Raw genomic sequence first — 11879 nt, 5'->3', positions numbered from 1 at the left:
CGCACTGGTCGACGCGGGCATTGATGCGCCACCTGAAGCGCACCGAGGGTATTTCGGTGTCGTGGCACTACATCGCGCGGGTATGGCGCGAGGAGAAACTCCAGCCGCACCGTTCGGGGACCTTCAAGATTTCCAAGGATCCGGCGTTCGCGGAGAAGGTCGCCGACGTGGTGGGCCTGTACCTGGCCCCGCCGGGTGGCGCGGTGGTGCTGTCGATCGACGAGAAGACGCAGATACAGGCCCTGGACCGGACCCAGCCGGTCCTGCCGGTCGCGTTCGCGGCGACCGAGAAGCGCACGCATGACTATGTCCGCCACGGGACCACGAATCTGTTCGCCGCTTTCAATGTCGGCACCGGCGAGGTCATCGGCGAGTGCAAGCCGAACCGCAACGGCCAGTCCTTCCTGGCGTTCGTGAAGAAGGCCGTGAAACCGCACGCGGGCAAGGAGATCCACATCGTCCTGGACAACCTCTCCACCCACACGACTCCCGAGGTGCGGGAATGGCTCGCGAAAAACCCACACATCACCTTCCATTTCACCCCTGTCGGGTCTTCCTGGATCAATCAGGTAGAAACCTGGTTCGGAATTATCACCCGCCAGTCGATCCGCCGCGGCACCTTCAGCAGCGTCAACGTCCTGATCACCCAGATCCGTGACTACATCGACAACTGGAACACCGACGCCAAACCCTTCACCTGGACCGCGACCGCCGACGAGATCCTCGCCAAGGTCCGACTCGTCCAGACCAACATCAAGAAACTCGTCGACAACAACGCGAAGTGACACAAACAGGATCACGAGACACTAGGGCCTGTCCGGCCGATCATGGCCGGGTCCGCGACGCGCCCCCAGCTACCTCCCCCAGCCTTCGGCCGGGAGGTGCCCTTGGGAGGTGCCCCCAGGCACGGCACCCGCCGCGTTGCGGAAACGCCCTGCGTCATGAGCCAGCTCTCAAGGTGCCACCCGCCGCTGTCGGCGGGCCAGGGGCGCACTCGGGAATGCTGCGAACGAGCCGGACCGCACGCCTGGGCCCGGTTGGAGGTGAGCACCTCCCCGACGGCAGTCCGCTCAGTCCGCCGTGATCTCCAGGACGGCCTGCGGGGGCGCGGTGGACGCAGGGCGGGTAATGTCGGCGACGAGCTCCACCACGTCCGGTCCGTACGCCGCCGAGTTGACGATCTTCAGCAGCAGGCAGAAAGTGCCGTTCAGCCCGTACTTGCGTGACAACCGCGCATGGTGGCGGGCCAGGTAGCGCGCCGCCGCCTGGTTGGCGATCCCCCGCTGGCCCGAGGCGAGGAAGACCGGCCGGTCGTTCCCGGCGTCCTGGCCTGCGGCGATGCGGGCGAGGAGGACATATTCGACCTCGCCCTTCTCCATGCGGTAGGTCTCGCCGCCGATGGTGAAGGCGCCGCGGTCCGGGCCGGGGAGGGGGTCGGTGTTGACCTCGATGCCCGGCAGCATGGACCGCAGATGGGCCGCCATCCGCTGGTTGGAAACGGGACCGCCCACGCAGAATTCGGTGCGGGTGCCGAAGCCCTGCTGGGTGGCGTCGTGGGCGAGGATGTCGGCGTGCGACCTGCAATCCTTGATGAGCGCGGCGAGTTCGAGGAGGGCGAAGACATCATGCTGGGCAACGTTCCAGTCCCGCGACCCGGGGTCGCGGTTGACCACGAGCAGGCACTCGGAGCCGCTGGGCAGGCCGAAGAAGCGCTGCTTGCGCCGGAGCTTGCGGCGCCAGGCGTAGGTGCGGACGAACCAGCCCAGCGCCGCGCTGATGGCGCTGGCGGCCAGGCCGAGTACGAGATTGCGTACGTCGTCGCTCATGGGTGCGAATCCTAGTGCGGTTCCTGTGTTGCCTCAGGTGAAGGCAGTGTTTCGGGACCGACGCACTCCTGACGGAGCGCCAGGGACCGCGTTAGGCTGCGCAGACGGTCTTTGACTGGAGGAACCCGCATGCGTCGTCCCGCCGTCCGGAGCTTTTCACTGCTCGCCGTCACCGCCTCGCTGGCCGTGGTCACCGCCGCCCCGCCACTCCAGGCACCCCCGGACACCACACCGGCGAAGACCCCGGTCGCCGTCGGCTACGGCGGTGCTGTGTCCAGTGTGGACGCCGACGCCTCGGCGGCCGGCATCGAGGTGCTGCGCAACGGCGGCAACGCGGTGGACGCGGCCGTCGCGACGGCCGCGGCGCTGGGCGTCACGGAGCCGTACTCCTCCGGTGTCGGCGGCGGGGGTTACTTCGTCTACTACAACTCCAAGACGCACAAGGTCTCCACGATCGACGGCCGTGAGACCGCGCCCAAGAGCGCCACCTCCAACCTCTTCGTCGAGAACGGCCAGCCGCTCGCCTTCGCCGACGCCGTCACCAGCGGCCTGAGCGTCGGCACCCCCGGGACCCCCGCCACCTGGGCCACCGCGCTCAAGGAATGGGGCAGCCGGCCGCTCGGCCAGGTACTGAAGCCCGCCGAGCGGATCGCGAGGGACGGCTTCACCGTCGACGCGACCTTCCGCAGCCAGACCTCCGACAACCAGGCCCGGTTCGCGGACTTCCCGGCCACCGCCAAGCTCTTCCTTCCGGGCGGCCGGCTCCCGGTGGTCGGCTCCACCTTCACCAATCCCGACCTGGCCCGTACCTACACCGAACTCGGCAAGAAGGGTGTCTCCGCGATCTACGGCGGCGACATAGGCTCCGACATCGTCAACACGGTCCGCAAACCGCCCGTCGACCCCGCCGCCACCCGTGTCGTACGCTCCGGCGACCTCACCACGGCCGACCTGAAGGCGTACAAGGCCAAGCAGCAGGCCCCGACCAAGGTCTCGTACCGCGGCCTGGACGTCTACAGCATCGCCCCGTCCTCCTCCGGCGGTACGACTGTCGGCGAGGCGCTGAACATCCTGGAGAAGACCGACCTCTCCAAGGCCACCGAGGCCCAGTACCTCCACCACTACCTGGAGGCCAGCCGGATCGCCTTCGCCGACCGGGGCCGCTGGGTCGGAGACCCGGCCTTCGAGGACGTACCCACCGCCGGGCTGCTCTCCCAGTCCTACGCCGACTCCCGGGCGAGCCTGATCAAGGACGACTCCGTCCTCACCAGCCCGCTCGCCCCCGGCGACCCGACCAGCCCCGGCAGCACCGGCACCGCCGCCCCGACCACGTACGAGGGCGAGAACACCACCCACCTCACCGTCGCCGACAAGTGGGGCAACGTCGTCGCCTACACCCTCACCATCGAGCAGACCGGCGGTAGCGGCATCACCGTCCCCGGCCGCGGCTTCCTGCTCAACAACGAGCTGACCGACTTCTCCTTCACCCAGGCCAACCCGGCCGTCCACGACCCCAACCTGCCCGGTCCCGGCAAGCGGCCCCGCTCCTCGATCTCCCCGACCATCGTCCTCGACCACGGCCGCGTCGCCTTCGCCCTCGGCTCGCCCGGCGGCTCCACCATCATCACCACAGTCCTCCAGGTGCTCACCGAGCACGTGGACCGGGGACTCCCGCTCGTTGACGCCATCGCCGCGCCACGGGTCAGCCAGCGCAATACGACGACCGACACGGCCGAGCCCGCCTTCCTCGCCACGGCGGCCAAGGACCAGCTCGCCGCCATCGGCCACACCTTCACCAACGGCGGCGAGATCGGCGCGGCCACCGGCGTCCAGCGGCTGCCCGACGGCCGCTGGCTCGCCGCCGCCGAGACGGTGCGCCGCGGCGGGGGTTCCGCGCGGGTGGTCCAGCCGTCCGGCTCATAGAGCCCGTCCGGCCGTCGCCGTACTCTCCGGCGGCGGCCGGATGCTCCAGGGGCGTGTTCGCCGGGCTTCGCCATGGTTGACCACCGGCAAACGGTTTCGTCGCCATTGTGAGCGATTGGCGAGGGCTTGTCGGTGCGCGAAAACTCCCCGTAGCGATCCTGTAACGCCACTGGTGTCGAATTTGCTGCCAACCCATGGGACACGGAGGGGTGACAGTGGATCGCACGGCGGGCGCCCGAGTCGATGGGGCCATGCGGGAGTTCACGCACTACTTCCGGGCCCTCGTGGCCGCGCTGGGCGACGCACCCGGCTGGTACGGGGTCTTCGCGCACCGGGACCCCGACGGCGTACAGGCCTACCTCGACGGCACCGATGTGCCGCCCTGGGACGTCGTACGCGCGGTGCTGCACGATGTGGCCGCCCACCGCGGCCTCCCCGTCGACGCCGAACTGGCCGCCCGCGCCCAGCGCCTGCACGCGGCGGCCGTCGCCGAACTGGACGGCGCGCCGGGCAGCGACACCGCGCTGCGCGCCAGCCTGGACGGGATGCTGCGGCAGCGGCAGTACGCGGCCGTACGCGAACGCCAGATCGCAGGCGCCGTACAGCAGGGCGATCACGGCCCCCTGGAATCCGAACGCCTCGCCAACGACCTCGCCTGGGCCCGGGACGACCGCGAGCGCGCCGCCGCCCGCTGCACAGAGCTCCAGGCCCGCCTCGACGCCGTCGAGTCCCGCTTCGCGGACCCGCGCCCGCTGCTCGACCACTGGTTCCACGCGGAGCCGGTGCAGCCCGCCCACCGCCCGCTCGCCGCGCAGGCCGCGGACCAGCAGCCGGAGCCATACGCACCGCAGCAAAGGCCCCAGCCCGCTCCTGACCCGGACCCCGCCGAGCCCGAGCCCGCCCGCCGCAAGCGTGCCCCCAAGCAGCGCGGCGGCGCACGCTATGGCGGCGCCAGGTTCGCCGGGGCGCCGGAGGACACCGAGGTGCCGCAGGTGCCGTCCGCCCCGGCCGCCGTCCCGGAACCGGGAACGCCCGGTCTGCGCGGCGCCAGGTTCGCCGGGGCGGTCGCGGACGAGCCGCAGAACCGCAAGGAGGAGCGCCGGGCGGCGCAGGCACGGGCCGAACGGGAACGGCTGGAAGAGGCGGGCCGGACGGCGGCCCGGCTCGCCGAGCTGCGCCGTACCGGCCGTAGCGGCGAGGCGTACGTACTGATCAGCGAGACGGCCGCGGGCCCCGCCGAGAGCGTGCCGCTGCTCGCGGCGGCGCTGGAGCAGGCGGGCCACACCGCCGATGTGGCGACCCTGCTCTGGGAGATCGGCTCGCAGCCGCCCGCGCAGCTGGTTGCCGCCGCGGTCGCCCTGGCTCGCGGCGGCCGGCCCGACGACTGCCGCACCCTGCTGCACCAGGCCGCGGCCCGCCCGGCCGCCGACGTCGCGGCCACCGCCGCCACCCTCCGGGACGCCGGTCACCGGCAGGAGGCGGTCACTCTGCTGGCCGCGCTGATCCGGGCCCGTACCGCCGAGGACGCCGTGGAAATCGTGTACGAGCGCCACGATCTGGCCGGCCCGCTGCTGGCCGCGGCCCGGCTCCTGTCGGTGTCCATGAGTCGCGATGTGGCGGCCGTACTACGCCGTGCGGGTCTCCCCGACCAGGAAACCTGATCGCCTTCGTTGAGTAACGCCGATGGTATTGCCACAGTGGGTAATGGGCTCTTACGGTCTACCCACAGCCGGACTCTACGGGCGTAGACCCTGGGTGACCCGGTGTGTCATCGCGTCAAAAGGAGCGGATCATGGCCAATGTCGTACGTGCCGCGCTCGTCCAGGCCACCTGGACCGGCGATACGGAATCGATGCTCGCCAAGCACGAAGAGCACGCGCGCGCCGCAGCCACCCAGGGCGCGAAGGTGATCGGCTTCCAGGAAGTCTTCAACGCCCCGTACTTCTGCCAGGTGCAGGAGGCGGAGAACTACAAGTGGGCCGAGCCGGTCCCCGACGGCCCGACCGTGCAGCGCATGCGGGCGCTCGCCCGCGAGACCGGCATGGTCATCGTCGTCCCCGTGTTCGAGATCGAGCAGGACGGCTTCTACTACAACACCGCCGCCGTGATCGACGCCGACGGCAGCTACCTCGGCAAGTACCGCAAGCACCACATCCCCCAGGTCAAGGGCTTCTGGGAGAAGTACTACTTCAAGCCCGGGAACCTCGGCTGGCCGGTCTTCGACACCGCCGTCGGCAAGGTCGGCGTCTACATCTGCTACGACCGCCACTTCCCCGAGGGCTGGCGCGCACTGGGCCTGGCCGGCGCCCAGCTGGTCTACAACCCCTCCGCCACCCACCGAGGCCTGTCCTCCTACCTCTGGCAGCTGGAGCAGCCCGCCGCCGCCGTCGCCAACGAGTACTTCATCGCCGCCATCAACCGGGTCGGCACCGAGCCCGAGTACGGCGAGAACGACTTCTACGGCACCAGCTACTTCGTCGACCCGCGCGGCCAGTTCGTCGGCGACGTCGCCTCCGACAAGGAGGAGGAACTGCTCGTCCGGGACCTCGACTTCGACCGGATCACCGAGGTCCGCCAACAATGGGCGTTCTACCGCGACCGCCGCCCGGACGCGTACGCCCCCCTCACGGAGGCGTGATCATCATGGCTACCGCTACCGGCACCCCTGACCTGAAGAACAGCCACGCGGCGCTCCACTCCCGCCACCTCGCCGTCCTCCCCGACTGGCTCGCCACCTACTACCAGGAGCCGATCGAGCTCACCCACGGCGAGGGCCGCCACGTCTGGGACGCCGAGGGCAACCGCTACCTCGACTTCTTCGGCGGCATCCTCACCACCATGACCGCACACGCCCTGCCCGAGGTCACCGCGGCCGTCCGGGAGCAGGCCGGCAAGATCCTGCACTCCTCCACGCTGTACCTCAGCCGCCAGGCCGTGGATCTCGCCGAGCGCATCGCCCGGCTCTCCGGCATCCCGGACGCCCGGGTCTTCTTCACCACCTCCGGTACGGAGGCCAACGACACGGCGCTGCTCCTCGCCACCATCTACCGCAGGTCCAACCAGATCCTGGCGCTGCGCAACAGCTACCACGGCCGCTCCTTCACCTCCATCGGCATCACCGGCAACACCGCCTGGTCGCCGACGAGCCTGTCGCCCCTGCAGACGCTCTACGTCCACGGCGGGGTCCGCTCCCGCGGCCCGTACGCGCATCTGAGCGACGCCGAGTTCACCGCCGCCTGCGTGGCGGACCTGGAGGACATCCTCGGCCAGGCCAACGGACAGGTCGCCGCGCTGATCGCCGAGCCCATCCAGGGCGTCGGCGGCTTCACCTCCGGCCCCGACGGCCTGCTGGGCGCCTTCAAGCGGGTCCTGGACCGGCACGGGATCCTCTGGATCACCGACGAGGTGCAGACCGGGTGGGGGAGGACCGGCGACCACTTCTGGGGCTGGCAGGCCCACGCCGAATCCGGGCCCCCGGACATCCTCACCTTCGCCAAGGGCATCGGCAACGGCCTCTCCATGGGCGGCGTCGTGGCCCGCGCCGAGGTCATGAACAGCCTCACCGCCAACTCCATCTCCACCTTCGGCGGCAGCCCGATCACCACCGCCGGAGCCCTGGCCAACCTCACGTATCTCATCGACCACGACCTCCAGGGCAACGCCCGCCGCGTCGGCGGACTGCTCAGGTCCCGCCTCGAAGCGATCGCCGCCGCACTGCCCGTCGTCACCGAAGTGCGCGGCCGCGGCCTCATGCTCGGCATCGAACTCGCCGAGCCCGCCGCCGCCAACCTCGTCCTCGAAGCCGCCCGCGCAGGCGGCCTGCTGGTCGGCAAGGGCGGCCGGGCCGGCGACGCGCTCCGTATCGCGCCGCCGCTCTCGCTCACCATCGCCGAGGCCGAAGAGGGCGCGGCGATCCTGGAGGACGCCCTCAAACAGGCACAGAGCCAACTGGATCCAGCAGGATCAAGGGGAGGCGCCGCATGAGCCGCACCGTCATCCGCGGCGGACTCGTCATCACCGCCGCGGACGAGGTCCACGCCGACGTGCTGATCGAGGCCGGCCGCGTCGTCGCCCTCGCCGCCCACGACAGCGAGTTCACGGCCGGCTGGAGCGCGTCCGCCGGCCGCGTCATCGACGCGGCCGGCAAGTACGTCATCCCGGGCGGCGTCGACGCACACACCCACATGGAGCTGCCCTTCGGCGGCACCTTCGCCTCCGACACCTTCGAGACGGGCTCCCGGGCCGCCGCCTGGGGCGGCACCACGACCATCATCGACTTCGCGGTGCAGAGCGTCGGGCACTCCCTCCGCGAAGGCCTCGACACCTGGCACGCCAAGGCCGACGCCCAGTGCGCCATCGACTACGGCTTCCACATGATCCTCGCCGATGTCAACGAGGACAGCCTCAAGGAAATGGATGTCCTCGTCGAGGAAGGAGTGACGTCCTTCAAGCTCTTCATGGCCTATCCCGGCGTCTTCTACAGCGACGACGGCAAGATCCTGCGTGCCATGCAGCGCGGCGCCGCCAACGGCGGCCTGATCATGATGCACGCCGAGAACGGCATCGCCATCGACGTCCTCGTCGAGCAGGCCCTCGCCGCCGGCAGGACCGACCCCCGCTACCACGGCGAGGTCCGGCACGCCCTCCTCGAAGCCGAGGCCACCCACCGGGCCATCAAGCTCGCCCAGGTAGCCGGGTCACCGCTCTACGTCGTCCATGTCTCCGCCGAGGAGGCCCTCGCCGAACTCGCCACCGCCCGCGACAAGGGGCTCAACGTCTTCGGCGAGACCTGCCCGCAGTATCTCTTCCTCTCCACCGACAATCTCGCCGAGCCCGACTTCGAGGGCTCGAAGTATGTGTGCTCCACGCCGCTGCGCCCCAAGGAGCATCAGGCGGCCCTCTGGCGCGGCCTGCGCACCAACGACCTCCAGGTCGTTTCCACCGATCACTGCCCCTTCTGCTTCAGCGGGCAGAAGGAACTGGGCCGGGGCGACTTCTCCAAGATCCCCAACGGTCTGCCGGGCGTCGAGAACCGCATGGACCTGCTCCACCAGGCGGTCGTCGACGGCCACATCTCCCGCCGCCGCTGGATCGAGATCGCGGCCGCCACCCCGGCCCGGATGTTCGGCCTCTACCCCCGCAAGGGCACCATCGCCCCGGGCGCCGACGCCGACATCGTCATCTACGACCCGCACGCCGAGCAGGTCATCTCCGCCGAGACCCACCACATGAACGTCGACTACTCGGCGTACGAGGGCAAGCGGGTCACCGGGCAGGTCGAGACGGTGCTCTCGCGCGGTGAGCCGGTGATCGACGGAAAGGCCTTCGTCGGCCGGGCCGGCCACGGCCAGTACACGCCTCGCGGCACCTGCCAGTACCTCATTTAGGAGCAGCGCCAATGGACTTTGGACTCGTCCTCCAGACGGACCCGCCCGCATCCGGCGTTGTGGAGCTGATGAAGCGTGCGGAGGGGCAGGGTTTCACCTACGGCTGGACCTTCGACTCCGCCGTGCTGTGGCAGGAGCCGTTCGTGATCTACAGCCAGATCCTGGCGAACACAGAGCGGCTGATCGTCGGCCCGATGGTCACCAACCCCGGTACCCGCACCTGGGAAGTCACCGCCTCGACCTTCGCCACGCTCAACGACATGTACGGCAACCGGACCGTCTGCGGCATCGGCCGCGGCGACTCCGCCATGCGGGTGGCCGGCCGCAAGCCCAACACCCTGGCCCGTATCGACGAGGCCATGCACGTCATCCGCGAGCTCGCCGAGGGCCGGGAAGCCGACCTCGGCGGTACCACGATCCGTATCCCGTGGATCAAGGACGGCAAGCTGCCGGTCTGGATGGCCGCCTACGGCCCCAGGGCGCTGGCCATGACCGGCGAGAAGGCCGACGGCTTCATCCTCCAGCTCGCCGACCCCTACCTCACCGAGGTGATGGTCAAAGCCGTCAAGGACGCGGCGGTGGCGGCGGGCCGCAACCCGGACGACGTCAGGATCTGCGTCGCCGCCCCCGCCTACGTCACCGAGGACGACTCCCCCGAATCCCTCGCCCACGCCCGCGAGCAGTGCCGCTGGTTCGGCGGCATGGTCGGCAACCACGTCGCGGACCTGGTCTCCAAATACGGCGAGCACTCCGCCGCCGTACCGGAGGAGCTGACCGACTACATCAAGGCCCGGGAGGGGTATGACTACTCCCACCACGGCCGTACCGGCAACCCCGACACGGCCTTCGTCCCCGACGAGATCGTCGACCGCTTCTGCCTGATCGGTCCCGCCGAGGCGCACATCGAGAAGCTCAAGGCGCTCCGGGGCCTCGGCGTCGACCAGTTCGCGCTCTACAACATGCAGGACGCCAAGGAGTCCACCATCGACACCTACGGCACAACGGTCATCCCCGCCGTCAACGCCTGATCCCGTCGCCCCCGACCGCCGGACGGACCTGAAGAAACCGCCCGTCCGGCGATCGGACCGCACTCGCCCCGCACGGCTCCGTTCGATCCAAGTCCCCGCCTCGAACGAAGGGGTTTCCCATGCCAGCCACCGCCCCGTCCCCCTCCTCCGGCCAGGTCACCCACCCCGACGGCCGCGTCGAACTCCCCGTCGGCGCCGCCCTGCCCACCGGCCCGTACGCCAACGCGGACCTGCTCCCCGTCCCGCTCGCCCAGCGCCGCTGGACCACCTACAACTTCGCCGCCCTCTGGGTCGGCATGGCCCACAACATCGCCTCCTGGACCCTCGCCTCCAGCCTGGTCGCCCTCGGCATGGACTGGAAGCAGGCGGTCCTGACGATCGCCGTCGCCAACATCATCGTCCTTGTACCGATGCTGCTGACCGGCCACGCCGGGCCCAAGTACGGCATCCCCTTCCCCGTCTTCGCCCGCGCCTCCTTCGGCATCCGCGGCGCCAATCTCCCCGCCCTCGTCCGGGCCGCCGTCGCCTGCGCCTGGTTCGGCATCCAGACCTGGATCGGCGGGTCGGGCATCTTCGCCCTGGCCGGCAAACTCTTCGGCGACTGGTGGTCCGGCGCCGGCCACATCGGCGGCTACCCCTGGACCCAGTGGCTGTCCTTCCTGCTCTTCTGGGTCCTGCAGATAGCCATCATCGTGCGCGGCATGGAGACCGTGCGGCGCTTCGAGAACTGGGCGGCGCCCTTCGTGATCGTCGGCGCCATCGCCCTGCTGATCTGGATGAGTGTCAAGGCCGGCGGCTTGGGCCCGCTCCTGGACCAGCCGTCCAAGCTCGGCTGGGGCGGCGGCTTCTGGAAGGTCTTCTTCCCGTCGCTCATGGGCATGATCGGCTTCTGGTCCACCCTGTCCCTCAACATCCCTGACTTCACCAGATACGCCGCCACCCAGCGCGCCCAGGTCTGGGGCCAGTCCCTCGGGCTTCCCACCACCATGACCGCCTTCGCCCTGCTCTCGGTCCTGGTGACCTCCGGCTCCCAGGCCGTCTACGGCACCGCCATCTGGGACCCGGTCGCCCTCACCGCCAAGCTCGACAACTGGGCCGGTGTCCTCTTCGCCCTGGTGACCGTCCTCATCGCCACCCTCTCCGTCAACATCGCCGCCAACACGGTCTCGCCGGCCTTCGACCTGTCCAACATGGCCCCGCGCCACATCTCCTTCCGCACCGGCGCCCTCATCACCGCCGTCGTCGGCGTCGTCATCTTCCCCTGGAAGCTGATCTCCAGCCCCCAGGCCTACATCTTCACCTGGCTCGGCACCGTCGGCGGCCTCCTCGGCACCGTCGCGGGCATCCTCATCGCCGACTACTGGGTCATCCGCCGCACCAAGCTCGACCTCGCCGACCTGTACACCTCCGGCGGCCGCTACTGGTACGACGGCGGCTGGAACTGGCGTGCCGTCGCCTCCTTCGCCATCGGCGGCGTTCTCGCCATCGGCGGCTCCTACTCCGCCCCCGGCTCCGGCCCCTTCCCCTCCGACGGGCTGATCCCCTTCCTCAAACCCCTCGCCGACTACGGCTGGGCCGTCGGCCTCTCGGCCGCGTTCATCGCCTACGCCGGGCTGATGTGGCGGGGCGGGCGCCCGGTCCAGGCGTAGCGTCCGCCCGGCGGATCCCGGGCCCTCGCGCCGGGGGGCCGTTCGGCCGAAGGCTCGGGGACGGCC

9 protein-coding genes are annotated in these 11879 nt (G+C 70.2%); 8 read left to right on the top strand and 1 reads right to left on the bottom strand.

The window, feature by feature from the left end:
• A partial coding sequence (locus FCI23_RS08285) for an IS630 family transposase (protein ID WP_136722796.1) occupies window positions 1–785 on the top strand: 785 nt, incomplete at its 5' end.
• A gap of 285 nt (window positions 786–1070) precedes the next feature.
• On the opposite strand, the gene FCI23_RS08280 is transcribed toward FCI23_RS08285, so the two are convergent.
• Window positions 1071–1826, bottom strand: a complete 756-nt coding sequence (locus FCI23_RS08280) for a hypothetical protein (protein ID WP_136722795.1) — start codon at window positions 1824–1826, stop codon at window positions 1071–1073.
• Between the two features lie 129 nt (window positions 1827–1955).
• Between FCI23_RS08280 and ggt the strand changes: the two genes are divergently transcribed.
• From ggt to FCI23_RS08245, 7 genes are all read left to right on the top strand, one after another.
• Complete coding sequence (ggt, locus tag FCI23_RS08275) at window positions 1956–3749, top strand: gamma-glutamyltransferase (RefSeq protein WP_136722794.1); 1794 nt, start codon at window positions 1956–1958, stop codon at window positions 3747–3749.
• 251 nt (window positions 3750–4000) lie between these two features.
• On the top strand, window positions 4001–5410 hold the full coding sequence (locus FCI23_RS08270) for a hypothetical protein (protein ID WP_136722793.1): 1410 nt from the start codon (window positions 4001–4003) through the stop codon (window positions 5408–5410).
• 131 nt (window positions 5411–5541) lie between these two features.
• On the top strand, window positions 5542–6387 hold the full coding sequence (locus FCI23_RS08265; RefSeq protein ID WP_136722792.1) for a nitrilase-related carbon-nitrogen hydrolase: 846 nt from the start codon (window positions 5542–5544) through the stop codon (window positions 6385–6387).
• 5 nt (window positions 6388–6392) lie between these two features.
• Complete coding sequence (locus tag FCI23_RS08260; RefSeq protein ID WP_136722791.1) at window positions 6393–7733, top strand: aspartate aminotransferase family protein; 1341 nt, start codon at window positions 6393–6395, stop codon at window positions 7731–7733.
• Complete coding sequence (gene hydA, locus FCI23_RS08255; RefSeq protein ID WP_136722790.1) at window positions 7730–9136, top strand: dihydropyrimidinase; 1407 nt, start codon at window positions 7730–7732, stop codon at window positions 9134–9136. The genes FCI23_RS08260 and hydA overlap by 4 nt, the downstream gene beginning before the upstream one ends.
• 11 nt (window positions 9137–9147) lie before the next feature.
• Window positions 9148–10164 (top strand): TIGR03842 family LLM class F420-dependent oxidoreductase, encoded by a 1017-nt coding sequence (locus FCI23_RS08250; protein ID WP_136722789.1) that lies wholly within the window; start codon window positions 9148–9150, stop codon window positions 10162–10164.
• Between the two features lie 119 nt (window positions 10165–10283).
• Window positions 10284–11813 (top strand): NCS1 family nucleobase:cation symporter-1, encoded by a 1530-nt coding sequence (locus FCI23_RS08245; protein WP_136722788.1) that lies wholly within the window; start codon window positions 10284–10286, stop codon window positions 11811–11813.
• Window positions 11814–11879: the final 66 nt, after the last annotated feature.

The sequence above is a fragment of the Actinacidiphila oryziradicis genome (genome assembly GCF_005047355.1).
GTDB lineage: Bacteria > Actinomycetota > Actinomycetes > Streptomycetales > Streptomycetaceae > Actinacidiphila > Actinacidiphila oryziradicis.
Note: the sequence above shows the minus strand (reverse complement) of the source record. Positions and strands in the feature narration are given on the sequence as shown.